Origin of the sequence: Roseibium sp. TrichSKD4 (assembly GCF_000148725.1) — a bacterium.
Lineage (GTDB): Bacteria > Pseudomonadota > Alphaproteobacteria > Rhizobiales > Stappiaceae > Roseibium.
Genome location: NZ_GL476314.1, coordinates 249,238 through 270,245 on the forward strand (window position 1 = coordinate 249,238; position 21,008 = coordinate 270,245).

A 21,008-nucleotide genomic window follows, 5' to 3' on the forward strand; every position below is an offset into this window, starting at 1 on the left:
CGTAAATAATCCCTATCGGACAATCGATTGATAAATATTTTTTTATCGATTATAATTAATTACTTTACTATTTATGATTCTGCCGCGAAAAATTACGAATTATCTTTATTGTAAAATAATTCCACACTCTAAAATACACATACAAAGACAATAAGTCTGCCGCATCGAACTATTAATATAGTTCGACAGCAGTAAGACTTTAGGTTGACTTATATTCAACAGGGTTATGCGAGAATACCAAGAGGAGGACTCTCGAATGCTTAGACCAATTAGAACCGGAACACCCACTCTCCCCCGGCCCCAACTAAGAGTAACTCCCCAAACCCCAAGAGTTCAGACAACCAAACCAGGGGCTCTCCCAAGGCCGCAAAAATCTCCAAGCTCTGCGGTGGTCCAACAAAGACCTGTTTCTACCCCCCAACAACAGTGGCAAGCGAAGCCCAGGCAATCACCGCAACAAGTTATGGAGCATAAGCCTTCTTCTGTCCCGCAGCAACTTGGCGCTCCACATTGGCCAATCCCCGAAGATGCGAAGACGGAATTTGAGGCCCGCGCGCAAACAGTATTTATTATTCTGAGCGGCGGTGTGTTAGAAGATGTTCCGAAAGAAGATTATCGGAACATATTGATATCTAATCTTCATGCCTTGGGATATTTGGATAATTTTGAGCCGGAGAATTTTAGCTCACTGGAGGTATTGGAGCGAACACTCAATCTCGATACAATTGCCAAATATTTAAAACCGCATCAAATACTGGAACTAGGTATTCTGGGGACAGTTAATAGTCAAGAGGGTTTGTCTTTTCTAGATAAAGCGTTTGAAATTTTAGAATATGGTGATGATTACCAAGCTGCTTTGAACCTTGGATGGGACGGAGCGGAACAGAGAGTATCACTTCGTGTTGAAAAAATTGGCGACATGCTCTCCAAAATTCCAGAAGAACGCTTAAATATAATTAAAGGAAAAATATCGTCCGCGTATCACCAAATTCGAGAATCTTTTGCGGCACAAATCGAAGAACTGACTAAAGTTGACGAGAGAGGTGATAAGATTGGTAATGATGGTCAAATCAATAGGCTTATAAACCTGGGTGCTTGGTTCGACGAACTCAGTCACCAACTAAGGGATGGACAACCAGCCCCGGAGCCAGAAGCAAAGAACGACACCGAAGATTTTTACTTCCCGGAGGCTGAATTGGGCTTCGTTCCGCTTTCCGTCCCCGCAGCGATATTGGACAATATTGCCGATCGCGTGTCTATGATTTTAACTAGTGAAAATCAGGTGACTTCGCCAGAAAATACCATAAATGATATGGTGGATGACGCTTCGGTACAAGGGTTCGTAAGAAGTAATCTTTACAATGAGCAATTTAGTAAAGAAAATCTTATTGATATCACTGAAGAAGGTGACAACTTACTTTTCCACTTTAAAGATGGAATTTTAAAGTTCTCAAATCGGACCCCAACGAATTTAGAATATCGTGGTTCGAACTTGAAGGAATACGCAACAAAAAATTCTTGGACTAATTTGGCAGAATTGACGAAGGGAAACATTGACCTTTTTAGGATCGCAACAAACCAGAGCATAGCTAATCTTCTATATAGCTTGGCACAAGATGTCGGGGCAGTCTCGCCACAAGGCATACGAGATGTCATACAGCATTTCTCAAGTAATTATAATAATGCAAATCTCAATATAGACAGGATAGAACAGATAACAGAAATAGTTCTCAATTTGCACGAGAGGCTTCGGGCTTCGTAGCCAGTAGTATAGTCTCCCTGAAAAACTCCGGGATGCTTTGTGACCTGAGACCCAATCCTCTTCCGGCTTAGCGCGGAGTCCTTTGGTTGATTTTTGGTCTCATGCGGCCTGTGTCTGCAATATCTTTTTCAATGCGAATTCGTGGGGCGTGAGATTGCCCAGGGATGAGTGGGGTCTGTTTCGGTTGTAGTCGTCCTTCCATGCGGTGATTTGGGATCGGGCTTCGGAAAGCGACGAGAACAGCGTCTCGTTGAGACACTCATCCCTGAAGCTACCGTTGAAACTCTCGACGAAGCCGTTCTGCATCGTTTCGCCGGGCTGGATGTAATGCCTCCCCTGACTCCATTTGAGCACCGCCATGCTGGTCAATTCGGTTCCGTTGTCAGAGACCACGGTGACCGGTTTGGCGCGCAGACGGATGAGCGCATCAAGTTCACGGGTGACCCGCAAGCCGGACAATGAAGTATCGGCCACAAGCGCCAGGTACTCGCAGCTGTAATCATCGACCACCTGCAGAACCCGGAAACGGCGGCCGTCCGTAAAGGCATCCGACACGAAGTCCAGGCTTCGCCGCTCGTTTGTCCTGCCCGGCAACACCATCGGCCGTCTGCGGCCCAAAGCTCACTTCCGGCCACGACGTTTGCGGACGTGAAGCTTTTCCTCGCGATAGAGGCGTCTCAGCTTCTTCTGATTCATTCGGATGCCCTGACGCTCCAGCATCAGGTGAATGCGCCTGTAGCCGAAGCACCGGCGCTCTCCGGCAACCTTCCTCATGGCTTCACGCAGATCGGCATCATCTGGTCGAAGACCGCACACGCCCGACGCTGGCTCACGCCGTGCGCTCCGCACAGGTGAGCCGCAGCTTCCCGTCGTGCACCGGGCGTTACCATTTTTTGAAGCAACATCCTTCAGCATGGCGTTGTCGAGCATGGCTTCCGCCAAGAGCCTCTTCAGCTTGCGGGCATCGGAAACGTCCATCCCGCCGAACTTGGCCTTGTATTTGTAGAAGGTCGCTTCCGAGATGCCGTGCTTGCGGCAGACATCCACCGTCTTCATCCCGGCTTCCTGCTCCCGCAGCATGCCGATGATCTGTTCCTCTGTGAACCGTGAACGGGTCCGGCCCAACAAAGGTACCGAAACCACCACAGGAATTTTGGGAGGCAGGACACCGGTTGCATCTTGGAGCGTCGCTTCGAAAAAGTCGTACTCGCCGAGCATGTTGATATGCGCCCAAGCGATTGGTGAATGGGTTACGATGGTGCTTAGGAGCTGGTCCCGTTCCTCGGGGGTCGCGGCCTGTTCGAACCGCCTTGCGAGGTAGAGGTAATTCCAGCAGATGATGCAGTTTTTGATGAGGCGGTTACAGGCTTCGGCGATTTCCTGCTCTTCCTTCTCGACTGGGGCGAACTCGCGCGGATTTCCGACAGCGACGGCGCGTAAACCGGTTCGCCAACTCGACTTTGTTGAGCTGCTTTTCGATGGCCTGGCGCAGATCTAGATCATCGACATAACGCAGAATAAATAGCGACTTAACGATCTGACCGAAGGCTTTCATTGCCTTGTAGAGGCTGTGCTGGCGGGAATAGGAATTGAGCCGCCTGAAGATTTCGGAGGCCGTGGACTCCTTGAGTTTTATGGTGGCAACGAGGCGCAATATGTCATCCCAATTTTCCAGGATAGCTGCCTCGTTTACATATTTTGTGGGCGCGATTGCCCAATCGGCGCCATCCTTCCGGCGGCTGTGGAAGCGATAGAGGCGCTGCTTCCCGACATTTTTGAATCTTGGCGGGTAGGACAGGCCGATGAGGTGGGCGCCAGCGAAGATGATCTCGTTATAGCCATGCTCGTCGGTGGAATGAATATCGCTGCGGATGACATCGTTGTGCATCAGTCCGTCGATGACATAAGCGCTCTCGCGCTCGGCTGCGCTGAAAACCAGAGAATGCCAAAGGATGCTGCGCTCATCGATGAAGGTATAGGCGCTGACGCCTTGGCCCTTGCCGAAATACTTGAACGAATAACTGGCGTTGAGGGACTCGCGGCGAACCTCGAATTTCTGGCCGTCGCTTGAGGTATGTGGCGCTTTCTGCGAACGCCGATAAAGGTTAGGGAGTTCCATATTGTCCATGGCAGCCACGACGCGGTCGTTGGCGGCGACGATGTTGTCGAGCGAAAATCGCCAGTTGATCGCGTGTTCGAGTTCCCGCTCGCTGACTGATGGCGATATCCGGGCCATCCTCTGCGCGCCGATCCCGCAGCCGAGGCCCATGATCCCTGCGAAGAGCGTCGCCGGATTTGGTTGTTGTCGGACATGAGCTTGCTGCCAGTGGCGGAATTCATCGAGAAGTCCGCAATGCCGATTGACGGTTGCGAGTATCTCCGCTATCGGCACGCAGTACCGTTGAGGCAAAATTCTGTTCAGCGGCTCGCTGTCGATTTCTCCTTGTGCGGGTGTCGTAACCCGGAAACCGCCATTCGCGGTGATTTTCAAATGTGGGTTCGTCCCCTCGCGGATGGCGGCGTTCGTTTGTTGATATTGCCGGTGCAGCGTTTTGTCGAGGGCTGTGAGGACTGGCGTGGGATCGGCGAAGTCCACCAGTCCTGCACGCACAAGGAACTGCGCTTTGTCCTTATTCCAGCGCTCCCGGCTGATCAGGTAATCTTCCAGAGGGCGGTATTTGTAGGACCCCTCAAGGTTAAGATTGCCCGCCTTGATCGCCCCGGCAGTATACTGGAACAGAAACACCTTGTAGAGCGAGACGCGAAACGGGCCGCTTTTGGGTAACACGGCGTCCCGTTCCTCTTGGTCGAGGAAGGCCATTGGTGCGTTGGCTGTGACGGCACCGTCCTTGTCGCGGAAATGAGCGATGGCTGCCATGAGATCGGCGCAGCGTTCGCCGCTGCCGAAGTGGACCACCCGCAGGATCGGGCTGATCCGATTCTGGAGCCGCAACGACCGGCTTTCCAGCGCCTGATACAAAGGCTCGCGCCCGCCCGCGTCCCTGCGAATGTCGGCACGTAATGTCTGTAAGGCACTTTCTCGATCTTGATTGAGCACGATCTGGATACTATCAATTTTCTTAACAGGTGACAGGCGGGTGTCCTCGACCAGAGAGCGGATATCCTGTAACGCGCCGAATACCTCCGTTTTCAACGTATCCAAGAGCGAGTCCATACGGTTGCTCTCCGATTGGCGGCGCTCGAACACCTGATCTTTGTGATCGCGGCCAGCGGCGGTCTCGAAGGATTGGACTACGCTCAGCAGCCGATCGACGAGGGCATCATGAAGACGGTGATGTTGATGGGCGATGAAGGCGATGGCATGCAGGTGTCAGTCGGCGTCTGCACGGCGACGGAGTTGAAAGATCTCCGAACGCAACACTCCGCCCGCATGGTAGCGGATCCCCTCCGGCCCAAGATCGAGCGTTTCGAGAACCGGGCGGACCTTGATGTAAAGTTCCGATATGGCACGGAAATCATCTGCGCTCTCTCGGATCTTTGTTGGGCGGGTCGATTGCGAGATCTTCTTCAGTAGACTGAGCCTGTACCGGTTCTCGCCCTCTTCCTGCTCAAAGAGCTCCTCCAACACCTCGCGAACGGACGGGGCGAGATGCGCGCTCACCATATCCATTAGCAGGCGCTTGCGCTCCGCCAGTTGCTGACGGATGAGATCGGTCAGGCGCCGGACGCCCGGAACCTGGATCTTCTGTTCGATGAGAAAATCGATGCAGCGGCCGAAGATCATGCGCGGTGCCAGATGCGTCCGTGCCATGGCGGCGATCTCGGTAACCAGTCGTGCCTCAGAATCCATGCCGAAGGCACGAAAACCCTGTAGGTCGAGCACCAGTCGCTGATGCCGCAGACGCGTGGTCTCCTTGTAAGCCCCGGCTTCGAAATCTTCCGATGTTGCGCCAATCACGCGAGCGACATGTGCGATATCGCGCCGATGGAAATATTCCGGTGCGAAGAACCGTCGAGCGGCCCGGAAATAACCGTAGACCAACAGAAATCCGATCCGGCCCGTCGAACTGCGCATGGATTGCGCAACCGCCAGCACGGTGCGGGGAAAATCGAAATGCCGTTAGCGTTCGACGCTGTCGAAGACGGGAGGTTGCTCAAGGCGCTCCTGATCGGCGGCGCTGAGGATACGCATTCGGGGCATTAGAAAATCCGGGCTGAAAATTACGCTCGAAACGTTCGTTTTCGATGATGCAAAAATCAAGTGAAATTCATTGAATAAACCGCATTATTCGATACGGTAATTATCATAATATCGGGATTTTATCGAATGAACGGAGAAACACACCGCGCGGCGCCTCGGATCATCGGCTATTTGCGGGTCTCTACCGAGGCACAGGGCCTCGATAAAAACCGGGCCGATATTCTCACGCTCGCCAACCGAGAGGATCTTGGGCGGGTCGAATTCGTCGAGGAGAAGGTCTCTGGTAAGACAACATGGCGAAAGCGCAAGATTGCTGCTATTCTCGATGATCTGACCGAGGGCGATGCCCTGATCGTCAGCGAGCTCTCGCAGCTCGGGCGCTCCATGCTCGAATGTATGGAAATTCTCTCCATCGCTGCCGCACGCCGCATCCGCGTCTACGCCATCAAGGGAAACTGGCGGCTCGATGAGACCATCCAAAGCAAAAGCGTCGCCATGGCTTTCTCCATGGCCGCCGAGATCGAACGCGACCTCATCTCCGCCCGCACAACCGAAGCCCTGCGCGCCAGAAAAGCCTCAGGCCTGCCGCTAGGTCGCCCGAAAGGACCTGGCAAGAGCAAGCTGGACCAATTCCGGCCAGAAATCGAAGCCCTCCTCGCCAACGGATCAACACAGGCCTTCATCGCCAAACGCTACAACACGACCCCGGCCAACCTATCAAACTGGATCAAGAAAAACGGCATCGTCCGTCCCAGACCCTAAAATCCTGTGGTGGTTTTGGTACCTTTGTTGGGTTGGACCCGTTGATGGTGCTAGGACACGGTCTGGATGATCAGCAGGCCCTCGAACTGTCGGCCTTTTGAAGTCATCCTTTGACTGCGCTTTAGTTTGTCAACGATGGCATTGAGAACCATGGCGCAAAACTCCAATTACGGGAGAAGCTTTGCCTTAAAGCCAATTTTGCAGGGTCTTCGCCATGCAACAAGGGTGTTGAAGCATCGGGTAATGCTCACACTCAACTAAGACCGTGATCTCGACGATCTTGTAGAACAATTCAAACTCTATTGTGACGGAGTCCTTCTGATAAAATGGTAAATCAGCCTCTCCAACGATGATGTTTACACCTTTTAGACCAGACCTTTTAGGGGCCGGGCTGATGGGATAAATACCTATGTATTTATTGCGGTCAGTGAAATTTCCGAATTTTTGTTTCCAAAATCTTGCTGTTTCCTTGTGGGTAGCTCAGGAGATTGTGAGATGATTGGCGTTTCTTCCAACAAGCGCAAAGAACCATTGGCGTTTCAACAGCCGAAGGCAAAGTTCCATCAGCAACCGGTTGCCAATCGCATAGGCGGTTTTCCGAAACCTGCACATGGGAAGCCGAAGCATGATGTGAAACAGGACCACTCTCCACCTGGCTCTCCAAGGGGAGCTTCCTCTCCCCCATCGACAACACCAAACCAACGCCCCCGCGAAGCAGAGTTTTTAAGTCGCACGCTTGGTGTTAACGGGGGGCGGAAAATCCAGGGCGTTGGGCAACCGGATGACATCACCGATTTTTTCAAAAAGGGGAAATATGTTCCCGCTGAAACCGGAAAGTTCGACGCTCTTTGGGAAACGACCAAGCACCAGGGTAGAAAACACTACACCAACCAGGAAGCAACGCTTCTGAAATCGGGGAATCTGGCTGTCGGGTATCCGGCCGGAGAAGTCGACGGGGCAACCGTTTATGGGATCATGCTCTTCGATCGACAGGGCAACCCGGTCGAGCGTTACAATCCTGTCGATAAAACGGTTGAGACCTACGAACCTGCGACTGGTAACTGGACGGTCAACCGACACGCCACCTATGTGGCACGCACGGGTGGGGCCAAGGCCCTGCACAATTACACCGAACGCGCGATCGACCTTCACTCAAAAGCGCCAACGGTACTTCATGCTGAGGAGAGTTATTGGAAGTCCGTCGGGATCAGCGATCCGGACGGTTACAAAGTTACTTTTGAAGAAAACTATCAGACCACCGAAACGTACGAATACCCCTCTGGCCGACTTTTCATGCGTAAGGGAACAAGAACCGTCACAAGGCAGCGAACGAGGACACTGCCGCTGAACGAGTTTTTGAGGCTGAAAAATGAAATTGATCTCATCGAGATCAAATCAGCGCAGCACACGGACGGGACACGTGCAAGCCCGGCAACGCTTCGGAAAATTGAAAGCGGTGAATACAGGGCCGATCTGCAAGGCGTTCACGATGATCTTCAGGAAAAGTATTATAAAGAAAATGATGCCGAGCTGCATCAGTTTTACCACGACCATCCCAAGATCGCCGCCGAAAAGGCCCACAGTCTGCCGCCCGGGAAGCCAGGCCATCTGAGCAAGGAAGGCTTGGCGATCATTGACAATGCGTATGAAGGTAACGGCGCAACCCGGACAGTTCTCCCCAGCATCGGCGGTCAACAGAGCAGCGGCCTGGTTCTGTTTGAGGACAAAAACAGCGAGCGGTCGGTCCTCGTTAGCTACAACCCCTTAACGCACGGTTCGAATGTTGTTGAGTTCAAGACCAAGAAAGAGCGCGATAATTGGTTCAAGAACAAGGACAACACAAATACGATCCTGAGCCATTTCGATGCGTGGGAACTTCAGGATGGCCTGATCAATTCAGGCGCCAAATCCGATCTTGCCGATATTCAGGGTGGCGACCTTAGTTTGCTGTCTTTCGAAGAGCATGCGTTTGGTGAGGAACTTGAGAGCGAATTGATCTCAAGGGACAAGACCATGCAGACCAACAACGCCGACGTTTATATCAAGTCCAATGCTGAAAAGCGTCTTGATATCGCGATGGAGATTCTCAAGCCGCTGATTTTAATAGGCGCGCTTGTAACTGCCCCGTTGACAGCTGGTGCAAGTGGTTGGGTCGCAGGCCTGATCGTTCTAGGAGAGGCCGTCGTCTTTGCACTGCCTGACTTTGTCGAAGCAGCAAACGCGGATAGCGAAGAAGAACGTAAGCAGCATTTCAAAGCAGGGTTGATCAATTTGGTGCTTGGGTTGGCGATCCCGCTCGCGGCCAAGGGCGTGAGCCTTATTGCCAAAGAGGGCCTCGCGGCAGCCAAAGGCCTAGGCAGGAATATTCTCAGCAAATTGGAGGAACCGCTCACACAGGAGAGCCCATTCTTGATGAATACTCTTCAGGACCTTGCTGAAAGTGAAGAGGTCTCTGTTCTCGGTGAAGTCAGGAACGCGTCCAAGGTGCCGGAAAGGTTCAAGGTTTCAGCTGAAGAACTTCCGGGAAAGGCCGACTACAAGTTCCACGAGCAGGGATATTTTCGCGGTCTTTATGTCAACTCGGAAGAGAATTTGGCAATCAGCTTGGACGGAGGAGAAACATTCATTCCAGTCTCGAGTGGCAGCGGAACCAACGAGTTCAAACTGGTCGGTAGATCAACCACATTCGTGCGACGTGCGGACGGATCATTTGACTTCAAATTCGTTTCCAGACCGCCGGGCGGAACCCCGTTCGACCCAGAGCAAGCGGCGTCACGGGTCTCGCAAAAACCCGCTTCTCTGCCACTTGAAGAGTTTGAAATGCAGGAGCTTCCATCGGTCCCGAGCGGCGAACCAGGGATTTCTCCAATATTGAGACTGAGAAACGCCTTCGACGAGGTAGAAGGCGTCACTGCCGAAACGCGCACGAAGGTTGAGGGCCTGTTCAACGGCATGACTGCTGATCAGCGAGATGTGTTTTTGACGAAGTTGGAAACGCAAATCGAGGCTGGCAACGGAGATCGGTTTTTGAGGCTGGCAGCGCTGAAGGACAGTCCAGAAGAATTGGCTCAGATTGCCGAGTTGGAACCTGCAAATATCGAGGAAGATGAAATATCTCCGCAGCCGGATGAAAACTATGGCCCATTCGACAGGCCGTTGCGCAAAGAACTCAACCGGATAAGAAGAAAGCTAAGTCCGGAGGACTATCAGAAGGTAGAGGCCGAACTTACAAGAAGCTCTCCAGAGGATCGAAAGCTGTTTCTACTGGGAATTCAAAACACGAAAGGTGCTCAGAAACCGGGTTTTGCACGCCTGTGGGCAGAAACCGCTGAGGAAAATCGGCCAACGCTTGTCGATGCGTGGACGAACGACGACCCATTGGCGATGAAAACCTACCTTAGGAGAACGTACGGTGCTTCCGAGCTGCCTGAACAGATGCAGAGCGAAATCAAGGAGTACATACAAAGCGTTGCAGACTCAAATCTCAGCAATTCAGAAGCCACCCAGCGGGTTAAAGATTTTCTGACAAGAAAGTTTCCCAACCACTTTCCTGCAGATGGAACGTTGATCAAGCTTGTGCGTGTCGCCAAGAGCAATGGCTCGATCGCGTTTTGGACCCTGTTTGGCATCGGCTTGTCATCTTGGATTGTCTACGAATTAAGCAAACCACAATCCACTTCTGAAAGTGCGGCTGACGCGGAAGCTCAAGATCCAGACAAAAAGAAACAATCGGTTGGCACAAATCTTGGGCCTGGACCGGGAGGTGAGGATCCAAGCACGGAGACCGCACGGTTCTTCGGCTCCTCGCAAACCGTGACTGACAGTAACGGTGTGCTTAGGGATGCACAGGGTAGCGTGATCGGGACATACGACAAGAACGGAAACTTGATCAAAGAGGGCACCAAAAACGAAATCATAAGGCCTGATGGAACGCCTGTTGGGAAGTACTCCACGCCAACGGGATACACTTATGAAAATCCGGAAATCGGCAGAGAAGATGACACCTTGCTCTACAGTGTCATACTCAATGACAATGGAGACATTGTCGATGCAAATGGCAATATTGTAGCCAGTCGGCAAGTCGACCACGAAGGGCATCAGTTCTACAAATTGGTTGCTGACGGGTCCGTCGTCTACATTTGGTGGAACGATCTTTACACCGTTGGCGATCCATTGCCGAAGGCTGAAAACGTAGAAAGAACCTCTTTCTGGCGGACTTTCTCGGTGAACGGCGAAGACAAGGTCTATTTCTACCCGCCTAATGGCAAGCCCGTTCTCGTCAACAACGTCGGCGATACCTCGTGACCCTGGAAGCGGCTGTTCTGCGGATCAGTCGCGGGTCGAGATGAAGTCAACTGCCCATCGAGAACGCCCCTCGCTATCGCGAAAATGCAAACATGAAACCCAACCAGCCTGCTAGTGGAGGTGGAAATGTCACGAATACAACCTGATCAACCGAATTTCTCATCATCGCAGAACGCTACTCAGGCTGGCCCCCGTGCTAAGGACGTCTCTGTTCATGTGCAGGCAGAAACTTCGGGGGCGACGAGCGTGGGCAAACTGAATGCCTCCAAAAAGGGAGAAACGGAAATAGCTATGGACAATGCGCTCCTGGCGACGCTCGCTCCGCTCTTGGAGTCGGTCGCGGCGCAGTCCGGCGCAAGGTCACCGCGCGATAAGGATCGTGTGAAAATCGCTCTGAGAGCAGCTCTGGTTATCTACAATATCATACAAAGAACGGGGAGGCATCACGAACACCTCTTACGCCAGATCTTGCGAGGGCTCGATGTTCCCAAAAAGATCATTGATGAACTGGTTAAGAACCAAACATTCAAGCACCAGAGTTCGCTCCCAAACGATCTGTATTCGAGTTTTTCTCAGGTCTATGCTCTCATTGCTGACTTCTCCGGCTTCGACGGAAAGCCATCAATAGGCGATCGATTTCTTCAAAGTGTTTTGGAGCAGGAGATGATCAACGAAGAAAGGCAATACCAGGAAGATCTTTATTCAAATCAGTTTCGAGAGGCTGACAAACGGAAACTGCGGAAAGACATATTGAAAAAACTGATTGGCAGTCTCTCGTTTGATCAGAAGGAGCATTTTCGTCGGCAACTAGCGGTCTGATTGGGAGTTCTTGCTCCATCCGCGGGTGGTTTACCCGGGTGCGGAGCGGACATGAGTGATGAAAGCTCAGCCCCAAATCAGTTTAACTTTGCCGTGCCGGATGACACTGGTCACATCGGCCGGACATCCGGCACGACACATCAGATTTGCATGGAGAAATGGGTGACGAAGTAGAACACAGAATATGAAAATTCGAGAATGAAACTTGTCGAGCCGTTCTGGAAGTCAAAGTCCCTCAAAGAAATGTCCGGCGCTGAGTGGGAAGCCCTGTGCGATGGATGCGCCCGCTGTTGTCTGGTAAAATTTGAGAACCCGGAAACGGAAAGGGTTGAATGGACTGACGTTCATTGCAGACACCTGAGCAACGTGAGCTGCAGTTGTAACATTTACAACAACGGAAGATCCGCGGTTTCGGACTGTGTCAAACTCACACCGGCCGCGGTCGCGGAAATTCAATATATGCCCCCAACCTGTGCTTACCGTCTGCTTCAAGAGGGGAGGGATTTGTATTGGTGGCATCCGCTAGTTTCAGGTGACACTGAAACAGTGCATCAGGCAGGAATTTCTATTCGACATAAATCGATTTCCGAGATTGGTCTTACAATTGAGGATTGTTTAAATCGTTGTCTGTCGAAAACTGGCTTTGCATAAATTTTTATAAATATAACTTGTTTATATTTGAAAATTTTCGACATCATCCGGATATTTGGGCGATGAGTTCTGAATAAACGGGAGTTGAGTGAATATTACTACGAAAATTACTTAAAAATTCGGGAGGCGCTAAGTCATGGAGGGTTATGGGTTAGGTATTTGATCAACCCGTATGATTGCCTTTTGACATTAATAACAGCAGTATATATTATCATGCCACGTAGAGGAAGTTATGCAAAATATTAAGTTGGTTTGGCATTGTGACTCCTTGCAAGATTCAATTATTGACATGTTTCTTTTCTATTGCCCTAGCCTCGAACGCCGTTGCTAAACCCATGATTGTTGACGAACCGTCGAAGTTGGAACCGGGTATCGGGACAATAAGTCCTTCGGATTTTGAGGTTGGGATCGAGCAGTTCTTGCGTGATCCGTTCCCCTACAAGGCGACCAATATGCTTGTGGACGCCATAATTGAAGAATTTGCAAAACGCACTGGTGCGATTGTTCGTCAGCACTCTCCTGTGACCAGGCGAATAGATGTCAACAATGTGGGCGGGACAGTCTCGGACTTTCTGCAACAAGTCGCTGTCGCTTCGGGAATGTCCTGGTGGCACGACGGTGCGACCTATCATTTCGAACTCAACTCCGAATTTACAAGTGAACTCGTGGAGACATCTGGCTACCCGGCGGATCGTCTCGTAAGCCAAATCGGGAAACTTGGAATTGTCAGCCGCCCTTTCCCCTTCAGGCAGTCCTCCGACGGAGAGCTGCTTTATGTGGCTGGGCCACCCAAATTTGTCGAAATCACAGCAGAACTGGCACGGCGCCTGGTCGCTCTGAGATTGCGCAGGGGGCAGGGCGAGAACATCCGGATCCTACCCAAAATCTATGTGGGGGGACCCAGGGCTGAACAGCGTGTCAACAATAGTGAATAGATCGAAAGGGTAGACGCAAATGTCACAAGCGGCGGAAATCGAATACAGCGAGCAGATGCAGCTAATGATGGCTCTGGCAGGCGCTACGGGCCGGATCGGTTTAGACTTGTCTTACACAAAGCCAATCTATGAAGCTTGGGGAGAGCTTTATCCAACGGATGCTTATGCATGGTTGTCCAAGGCATTGATTGAAATAGGCGAAAACAATTTCGCCGCTGCCAAGAGCTATGTGCAGGACGCGCTCGACCAAGCGGAGACCAATCGCGAGGCTGCCGAAGAAGCCATGCAATGGATCAAGGAAGAAGAACAAAGGCAATCAAGCTGAAGCTGCAGCATTTTTCCGGAGGATAGACGATGAGTGATACCTTTCGTGCGTCTTTAAAGCAAACTCCTGCACGCATGATACCTGTTTCTCCATTCGAAGGAGTGTCTGAGAAGGCGCTGGAGGCAGTTGTCGATTCCACGCACGGATTGAACGCTGCCCTTCGTGAGCTGGGAGATGTTCGGCGTGAAGCTCAGCAACACGAGCGTGACCTTGAGAAGGTTCCTGCAGCTGAATTGACCCCTACCGATAAATTCACTCAGCAGATGTATGGTTCGATGCGGGGCTTGATCGCGATCAGCGATGTCAGCCAGGAGCTGACGCGCTTTACGGTTAAAATGGGCATCTGCCAATCATGTGGCAAGAACCTTCAATCGTTTTTGAGGGGAGGACAGTAAGTTGGAACGCGCTTCTGCTGTTCTTCGGAGCGCGATTTTGCTCGCCTGTCTCTTTATCCTGGCAGGTTGCAAGGTCGAGCTGTATTCAAACTTGAGCGAACAAGAAGCAAACCAGATCGCCGCAACGCTTATTGATGCTGGAATTTCCGTCGATAAGGAGAAGTTGCGAGACGGAGTTTCGATCCTGGTTGCAGATTCGGAATTTGCCAACGCAGTCAACCTTCTAAATGAGAATGGCCTTCCCGCACGCCGATATCAGAACATGGGAGAAATCTTTCAAAAGTCCGGCATCGTCTCATCTCCTACCGAAGAAAAGGCCAGATTTGTATTTGCGCTGAGTCAAGAGCTTGAAAATACCATCGCTGAAATCGACGGTGTCTTATCGGCCAGGGTTCATGTTGTGTTGCCTGAGGAAGATATTCTGGGCCGCCAGACTGAGCCAAGTTCTGCATCGTTGTTCGTACGACACGTAGAAGGGGTTCCTGTCGAGAAACTAATTCCACGGATCAAGATGCTGGTCTCCAACTCGATCGAGGGTCTCGTTTACGAGCGGGTTTCTGTTGTGACCGTACCGGCAATCAGTCTTTCAAAACTGGTTGAAAGAGAAGGGGCATTGGTCAAAAGCGACATGAAGCCAATGAACGAAGGTCTGTCTTCGCTCAACTTCGTGACCTTAACCTCCAGAGTGCTCTTGTTGATTTTGATTGTTGGCGGAGCCTATTTTTATCGGGACTTTTTTCTTCGAGGGTTCAATTCCGTTCTGCGCTTAAGAAGGCGGTGAAGTCGTGACTTCATCAGCCGATCACTGTCTGAAATTGGCCAAGCAACGCTCTGTTTTGCTCCAGAATGCGCTGAAATCTCATGAAGTGAACTACGCTCGAAGCTACCGAACATACTGGCGCAACCCGAAAACAAGCACGATCATCGTGGAGCTCAACAAGTTACCCGCAAACTGGATAAACCTGTTGTTGAGTGATGACGGTCAACGTGACTGCGTTCAATTTGCGTCCGCTCGCTACGGTCGTTTCTTGTTGAGAAAATGCATCGACGCGAAGTTGATTGCGGATGTGACAAAGACCATCGGGGAGAAGGCCTTTCAATACGGGATAGAGTTTCATGAGCAATCTGACGACGATGCTGTTTTGCAGCCTTCCGGATTAGGTTGTGAAGGACAGGCGTTAAACCTGTTATTTCAACAAACGGTTGCAAAGTGCCAAGAACTTTTCGCAAATTCCGTGCCCTCAGCATTGAGGAAGTTGTGTTTCAATGCAGGAGATCAACTCGAATTTCGTGATTGCAAAAACGAAACTCTGATCGGCTCCGAGATTTGCGAAAATAAACTCTCAAGATGCCTTTCTCTGGAAATCGATCGGTTGTTCCCCCGGTCGGAGCCAGGAGGGGCAAATGCCTGAAACTGACTTGCAAGCAGTGGCTGACGGTTTGCTGGCAAATCTGTCTAAGGGCATGATGTTGCCCGCTGAGAAACTGTCACAGTTGAAGCAGGTCGATACGCTCGTTGCGCAGGCGAAGGCTGCAAAGTCGGAAGCCGAGAAACTGAGAACTGTCGCACAGACCGAATATGAGATTTTGATCGAGCATGAATTTGAATGGCAGAAACAGGTTCTGGTCAGAAATATTCAGAAATTATACTTCAGTGAGCAGCTACGAGCACAGGAAAAACTGAAGGCCTCATTGTCCGAGTTTAAAGTCGAGATCACCGAAACCGTCCTAAACATCTTGGAAAAACTGATTGGCGAGATCGACGATCAAGAACGTGTTGCGTTGCTTACGGAAAAGGCTCTTAGAAGCAAAGACAGAATTGATGGCTCGCGCGTTGTTTGCGCGCCTGATGTGGTTGAAAGTGTTTCAAAGGCCGCCAGCGAGATAGAGAAAGAGGATAGTATCAAGGTCAAGGTTGAAGCAGATACCTCACTGGATCCTGGTCGGGCGCTCCTGATTACAGCCGGCGGATATGTCGAAATCGGCGCAAATGAAATTTTGAAAAATGTACTCGGTGACAAAAGGCTTGAAAGCCTATTGGGCAACAGCGATGAACAAAATTGATCAGAACCAAAAAGACGAGATTGCCAGGCATCTCAGGTCTCTTGCCGGGTCGGTAACCGAGCTTCCCGTTTTGGGCAGGGTGACGAAGATTTTGGGCTCTGTAATAAGGGCCTCGCTGAGCGACGCGCTGATTGGCGAAGAGTGTATCCTCGTTGATCCGGTTACGAAGAAGACCTTGCATGCTGCAGTTATCGGGATGGACAAAAACGAAGTCATTCTGGTTCCTTCAGGTTCCATCGACGGTTTGTCTGTTCGAGCGCAGGTCGTTCGAACGGGGCGGCAGCCGATGGCTCCGTGTGGAAAGGACCTTCTCGGCCGGGTGGTGGACGCATTTGGTGAAGCGCTCGACGGAAAAGAGAAAATTACGACCTTTACGGACCTTAAGCGTGATCCTCCTCAGGCAATGAAGCGCACAATTATCGACACGCCCTTCGAAACGCGAATTCGGGCGATTGATGGCATGCTTACAATCGGGCGAGGGCAAAGAATTGGTATTTTTGGGTCAGCTGGCGTGGGTAAGTCGGTGTTGCTCTCTGAAATTATCAAAGGCGCGCTGGTAGATGTCATTGTTGTCGGTTTGATAGGCGAACGTGGCCGCGAAGTTGCTGAGTTTATTCAAAATAACTTGGGTGCAGAGGGGCTGAAAAAGGCGTGTTTGTTCGTTGCAACGGCTGACAGACCTCCGGCAGAACGGCTGAGAGCTGCCTATTCGGCAACTGCGGCTGCGGAGCAGTTCCGCGACGAAGGGCTTTCGGTCCTGCTGTTGATAGACAGTGCCACGCGCGTTGCCCGCGCAACCAGGGAAATAGGATTGGCTGCGGGGGAATTGCCAGTTCGGCGGGGGTTTCCACCGTCAACTTTCACGTTGCTACCGGAGTTGCTGGAGCGCGCTGGAACGAGTGACAAAGGTGCCATAACAGCAATTTACACGGTCCTGGTTGAGGGCGATAACGACGATGCGGATCCGGTGGCCGATGAATTGCGAAGTCTGCTCGATGGACACATCATTTTATCTAGGAAACTTGCCGCCAAAAACCATTACCCGGCCATAGACGTGTCACGGTCGAAAAGCCGAGTAATGGGCGCGGTCGTTGATGCCGAGCATGGGGCCTCGGCTAGCAAGCTAGGCAGTTACATCGCCAAGCTGAATGAAATCGAACTTCTTCTGCAGGTCGGCGAATATAAGCCTGGTGGAGACCCATTGGCGGACATTGCCGTGGAGAAGCAATCTGAGATTTTTGAATTTTTGCAACAGACGCCCGGTGAATTTACTGATTTTCAAGACAGCAAATCTCGCCTGATCAGAGTGGTTTCCTGATGGAAAAGCTATCGGCTCTGGTGAAACTTGCAGAACAGCGCGTTGAGCAAATGACGAAGAGATTTTCCGCAGTCAAACTTGAGCTTGAGGCCAAGCATTCCGCGCTTGAAAACGCAGAGCAAATCGAGGTCCAAATCCGAAGCGATGTTGCGCGCGAGAAAATGCAGATGCGGTCCGCAATGGTCGAAAAGCCAAGCAATGCGTTTCTTTTGGAAAGGTACCGCTATTCACACGATCGCATGAATCGAACTATTGCCGCCGCTGAGAGCATGATTCAGACCAAAAAAACCGAGATTGAAGAAAAGCAAGTCGAAGTGGCGTCCGTTCGAGAGCGCCTCTTCAAGGCTCAGAAATTGCTTGATAAAAGGAAAAAATTGCAGAAGGATTTTGAACTTCAACGCGAACAGGAGCTTGAACTCGCCGAAGAGCTCGAATTGGAAGACTTGGCGTTTCAGAAAATAGATATGGGCAACAGTCAATGACCAATGTTGTCGAAACGAATGTGGAAGCCAAGCCTCTGATCTTCAGAGAGTTAGACGATGCTCGTTCCGGCAAGTTGCCGATTGCATTGAACTTTTACAGGAAACCTTTGCGCCTCATCGCTGAGGAGACTTTCCTAGATATCTGTGTAGACAACTCGACGGGGGCTGGCGGAGAGATTGTTGTAAATTTTTTGCTAAATGAAACGGACGCCACAATTAGTGTTTCACAAGTTGACTTGGAGCGATTGTGCCAAACACCTTTGTTTGGTTTGTCCGGTGTCGAGCAGGCATTGATCGTGGAAGACAGCGCAGGTGCCTGGGTGGAGCGATTTGAGAAGGCAACAGGTATGAGCGTCCGAACAACGGAAGTGCTGCCAGCGAACGAAGCTTCTAGAGATTTCCAATATACCTGCAATCTTTCAATTCGATGGTTGGACAACAAAGGGAACCAGGCCGAAACCCTTGCTTCCCTCAGTCTGAGCGACGAAGCGCTCGAACATCTGACATCGCTTTTGGAGAAACAGCGCAGCAAAAATGACGTCATCGAAGACGTTCGGTTGAACTGCTGTAACACGATTTCGCTTGAGGGAATTTGCCTTGAGGAGCTGAAAAAAGTTGCCGTTGGCGATGCCATCGTCCTAGGAGAGTTGGATGAGTTCAGGGGAGTGCTGGTTGAAGGGCGCATGGTGTTCCCGGCACTGCAAGAAGGATCTGAACTGATAATCGACGGAGATTTGCAGGAGATATCAGCAAATGGACCGACTGAAATGACAAACAAAGCTGGTGAAGAAAATATGGGTGAAGGCGCCGCTGGAAAAGTTGACGAAATTAAAGTTAATCTTGTCGTCTCTGCAGGGGAACTCCAACTGCCTATAGGTGAGCTGCGAGAACTCGAAACAGGTTCGGTACTGCGGCTGCCTGTCGGGCAGCCAGGCAATGTGAATCTGATGGTGAACGGTCAAAAGATCGGTGAGGGTGTTCTGGTGACAATTTCAGGGCAAACCGCTGTTGAAATTTCTAAATTGGGAAATTCAATTGCCTGACTAAGCAGGTAAGTGTTTCAAATATAGCTCAAAATCAAGCTGTGCGTGAGCTTTGACCAACCGTCGGCTGCAACAAACAGCAACACTTTAAAGGGCAACGATATCACCATCGGCGACACCATGCTCATGCCCAGTGCGCTGAGAATGTTGGTGACGACAATGTCAATTGCCAGAAACGGCAAAAAGATAAGAACCCCTGCCTGAAGGGCGGCGTTCAGCTCGGCATTCATAAAGGCAGGCAACAAAACCAGAAAACTGTTCTCGGTGACTTTGAGTCGAGATCCTTTGTAGAGTTCGTTCCCCGCGTCGAGGAAAAAAGTCTTGTCCGCCAGGGTAACGTGCTTGTTCATGAAGTCGGAAATTGGTTGCAACCCTTTCACAAATGCGTCCTGAAGAGAGGCTGGCGAATTGAAGTCAATTGGAAGCGCTGCAAGGATATCGTAAGTCGCCACGAACACTGGGGCCTGAATAAACGCGACCAAGGCGAGCGTTATTGCATAGAGCGCCATGTTGGGTGGCGTTTGTTGGAGCCCGATCGCGTTACGCAGAATAAAAAGGATCGTCGCTATCTTTATGAACGCAGTTGTTCCGACAATAAAAAAAGGCACAATCGAAGCCAAAATCAACATTCCGAGGAACTGCGGAAATTCGTTCATCAAATCGTTCCCCAAAAACCTTAAGCAACAGTCTTTGCGTTTCATTCATCGCAAAAAATACCTCTACGTAAATTTACAAATTTGATTAGAAAGTTGCAAAGTCTAATTTGGGTCAACCTCCAGCAAGGATTTGAAAAAACAAATTTCGGTGGCTGAGGGGGGGGTGGGCACTTCCACAAAACCACGACGCTCGTGGAGGTACTTGTGAGAGCGCATTTTTGTTTTGGAAGCGAATTGGCGCCCCCTTAAGAACCGTTTGCACTAATAAAGCGTTTGAGGGGAGTGCGGGCTTCCAAAAACGATTGCAATCTGTGCGTATCCGATAAGCGGCATACCCAAATACGTCGCGAAAGGTATGGCCCTTGCTCTCTTGGGAGTTAACTATCAGAAATATAAAATAAAATTAGCCAATTGAAAGGGCCGTTGCTGTTTATTGCCATCGCCAGTTAGGTGATGCTGTATTTTTTACGTATTGTCATGACCATTGTCGTAATTTACCTATTAAGTCAGCAAAGTAGATTAGCTACGCTGTTGCCAATATGTGAGCCGGAACAATGACAGTTGAAAAACCTGCAGGCGGCATAAGAAGCCCTTTCGTTACTGACACTGCAAGTGTCAGCAAAACCAAGTTGTCCCAACTCGACAGTGCGGTTGCCTCGAGCGGCGTTGCCCACGCGCAAGCCAAGTCTCCGGAAGCCAAAGGCGCCTGGCGCTCGTATCTCGAAAGCACAGGTGTTGTTAAGAGCGAAGGCGCAAAGTCCGGGACGTCTGGCATTAAGCAAACGGCTGCAGATGATGTCGAAATTTCGGCTGCTTATGACCGTGCCTCGGGTCGAAGGTACATGGTGCTCGATGTAGCCTCCGAAAAGTAGCCGGACATCGTCGTCCCAGTTCGACCAGGGATTTTGCACACCTTATTTTTGTCCCATAACGGCTTTTGGGGTGTGCCGCCACAAGCGGCAAATGTAACAGGCGCATTGTATATAAGCGCTCCTTCTGGACCGCCGGGTTCGATCTAATTCTCAATAAAGTTTCGAAGAACCGCAGTGCTTTGAAGTCTTCACAAGTATTCCTTAAATGCTTGCGTAGTTCGGCAGTTCGAAAGAAGTAATTTTTTCGAGCGTCGCAGCCCTAGGCGTAATCAGGTTTTCTTATAGCTATTGATAAAAACTTCTATTTATTTCGAGCTCTGCGCATGGCTACAGCCGTTGCCTTGGCGAGGTTGTAGAATGTGTATTCCGACTCCAGAAGTGCCCGGACAAAAATAGGTAGTTGTTACAGCATTGTAAAAAATATACTCTCCAGCTGCCTTAGAGTTTAGGAGCTGTG

18 protein-coding genes and 3 pseudogenes are annotated in these 21,008 nt (G+C 50.8%); 16 read left to right on the top strand and 5 right to left on the bottom strand.

What is annotated here, in order from left to right; genetic code table 11:
* Positions 1-256 precede the first annotated feature (256 nt).
* The gene (locus tag TRICHSKD4_RS13230) at positions 257-1,762 is read left to right on the top strand and encodes a hypothetical protein (RefSeq protein ID WP_009759538.1); all 1,506 of its coding nucleotides are present in this window, start codon (positions 257-259) and stop codon (positions 1,760-1,762) included.
* Positions 1,763-1,861: 99 nt separating this feature from the next.
* On the opposite strand, the pseudogene TRICHSKD4_RS13235 reads toward TRICHSKD4_RS13230, so the two are convergent.
* The 3 genes and pseudogenes from TRICHSKD4_RS13235 to TRICHSKD4_RS13250 form a co-directional block, all read right to left on the bottom strand.
* Positions 1,862-2,887, bottom strand: a pseudogene (locus TRICHSKD4_RS13235) (IS3 family transposase).
* Between the two features lie 138 nt (positions 2,888-3,025).
* Positions 3,026-4,937 (bottom strand): annotated as a pseudogene (locus TRICHSKD4_RS13245) (Tn3 family transposase); the annotation flags it as partial.
* A 156-nt stretch (positions 4,938-5,093) separates the two neighbouring features.
* Positions 5,094-5,798 (bottom strand): DUF4158 domain-containing protein, encoded by a 705-nt coding sequence (locus tag TRICHSKD4_RS13250; protein WP_009759542.1) that lies wholly within the window; start codon positions 5,796-5,798, stop codon positions 5,094-5,096.
* Between the two features lie 252 nt (positions 5,799-6,050).
* On the opposite strand from TRICHSKD4_RS13250, the gene TRICHSKD4_RS13255 reads away from it, so the two are divergent.
* Complete coding sequence (locus tag TRICHSKD4_RS13255; RefSeq protein ID WP_009759544.1) at positions 6,051-6,686, top strand: recombinase family protein; 636 nt, start codon at positions 6,051-6,053, stop codon at positions 6,684-6,686.
* 53 nt (positions 6,687-6,739) lie between these two features.
* Here the strand turns inward: TRICHSKD4_RS13255 and TRICHSKD4_RS31685 are convergent.
* Positions 6,740-6,838 (bottom strand): annotated as a pseudogene (locus TRICHSKD4_RS31685) (IS6 family transposase); the annotation flags it as partial.
* 343 nt (positions 6,839-7,181) lie between these two features.
* Here TRICHSKD4_RS31685 and TRICHSKD4_RS13260 point away from each other — a divergent pair.
* The 13 genes from TRICHSKD4_RS13260 to TRICHSKD4_RS13315 all read left to right on the top strand — a co-directional run bounded on the left by TRICHSKD4_RS13260 (position 7,182) and on the right by TRICHSKD4_RS13315 (position 19,023).
* Positions 7,182-10,991 carry a hypothetical protein gene (locus TRICHSKD4_RS13260; protein WP_009759546.1) on the top strand — a complete coding sequence of 1,270 codons (3,810 nt, stop codon included), beginning with the start codon at positions 7,182-7,184 and terminating at the stop codon, positions 10,989-10,991.
* A gap of 126 nt (positions 10,992-11,117) precedes the next feature.
* Complete coding sequence (locus TRICHSKD4_RS13265; protein WP_139052106.1) at positions 11,118-11,810, top strand: hypothetical protein; 693 nt, start codon at positions 11,118-11,120, stop codon at positions 11,808-11,810.
* A 51-nt stretch (positions 11,811-11,861) separates the two neighbouring features.
* Positions 11,862-11,984 carry a hypothetical protein gene (locus TRICHSKD4_RS32020; RefSeq protein WP_009759548.1) on the top strand — a complete coding sequence of 41 codons (123 nt, stop codon included), beginning with the start codon at positions 11,862-11,864 and terminating at the stop codon, positions 11,982-11,984.
* A gap of 24 nt (positions 11,985-12,008) precedes the next feature.
* Positions 12,009-12,461, top strand: coding sequence for a YcgN family cysteine cluster protein (locus TRICHSKD4_RS29370; protein ID WP_009759549.1), 453 nt, complete (start codon positions 12,009-12,011; stop codon positions 12,459-12,461).
* A gap of 335 nt (positions 12,462-12,796) precedes the next feature.
* A complete protein-coding gene (locus tag TRICHSKD4_RS13275) occupies positions 12,797-13,396 on the top strand; it encodes a hypothetical protein (protein ID WP_009759550.1) in 600 nt (199 codons plus the stop codon).
* 19 nt (positions 13,397-13,415) lie between these two features.
* Positions 13,416-13,721, top strand: a complete 306-nt coding sequence (locus TRICHSKD4_RS13280) for a hypothetical protein (RefSeq protein WP_009759551.1) — start codon at positions 13,416-13,418, stop codon at positions 13,719-13,721.
* A gap of 29 nt (positions 13,722-13,750) precedes the next feature.
* Complete coding sequence (locus tag TRICHSKD4_RS13285) at positions 13,751-14,116, top strand: hypothetical protein (RefSeq protein ID WP_009759552.1); 366 nt, start codon at positions 13,751-13,753, stop codon at positions 14,114-14,116.
* A gap of 1 nt (position 14,117) precedes the next feature.
* Positions 14,118-14,897, top strand: a complete 780-nt coding sequence (sctJ, locus tag TRICHSKD4_RS13290; protein WP_009759553.1) for a type III secretion system inner membrane ring lipoprotein SctJ — start codon at positions 14,118-14,120, stop codon at positions 14,895-14,897.
* 34 nt (positions 14,898-14,931) lie between these two features.
* Positions 14,932-15,528: a hypothetical protein gene (locus tag TRICHSKD4_RS13295; RefSeq protein ID WP_139052107.1), complete on the top strand. Its 597-nt coding sequence runs from the start codon at positions 14,932-14,934 to the stop codon at positions 15,526-15,528.
* Complete coding sequence (locus TRICHSKD4_RS13300; protein ID WP_009759555.1) at positions 15,521-16,180, top strand: hypothetical protein; 660 nt, start codon at positions 15,521-15,523, stop codon at positions 16,178-16,180. The genes TRICHSKD4_RS13295 and TRICHSKD4_RS13300 overlap by 8 nt, the downstream gene beginning before the upstream one ends.
* Positions 16,167-17,498, top strand: coding sequence for a FliI/YscN family ATPase (locus TRICHSKD4_RS13305; protein ID WP_083782790.1), 1,332 nt, complete (start codon positions 16,167-16,169; stop codon positions 17,496-17,498). The genes TRICHSKD4_RS13300 and TRICHSKD4_RS13305 overlap by 14 nt, the downstream gene beginning before the upstream one ends.
* A 179-nt stretch (positions 17,499-17,677) precedes the next feature.
* Positions 17,678-17,980 (top strand): hypothetical protein, encoded by a 303-nt coding sequence (locus TRICHSKD4_RS13310; RefSeq protein ID WP_208993085.1) that lies wholly within the window; start codon positions 17,678-17,680, stop codon positions 17,978-17,980.
* Entirely contained in the window at positions 17,977-19,023 is a 1,047-nt protein-coding gene (locus TRICHSKD4_RS13315; RefSeq protein ID WP_009759558.1) for a FliM/FliN family flagellar motor switch protein, read from the top strand. The genes TRICHSKD4_RS13310 and TRICHSKD4_RS13315 overlap by 4 nt, the downstream gene beginning before the upstream one ends.
* Positions 19,024-19,040: 17 nt before the next feature.
* Here the strand turns inward: TRICHSKD4_RS13315 and sctR are convergent, their stop codons facing one another.
* Complete coding sequence (sctR, locus tag TRICHSKD4_RS13320) at positions 19,041-19,679, bottom strand: type III secretion system export apparatus subunit SctR (protein WP_009759559.1); 639 nt, start codon at positions 19,677-19,679, stop codon at positions 19,041-19,043.
* A 554-nt stretch (positions 19,680-20,233) separates the two neighbouring features.
* Between sctR and TRICHSKD4_RS13325 the strand changes: the two genes are divergently transcribed.
* Positions 20,234-20,551, top strand: a complete 318-nt coding sequence (locus TRICHSKD4_RS13325; protein ID WP_009759560.1) for a hypothetical protein — start codon at positions 20,234-20,236, stop codon at positions 20,549-20,551.
* Positions 20,552-21,008: the final 457 nt, after the last annotated feature.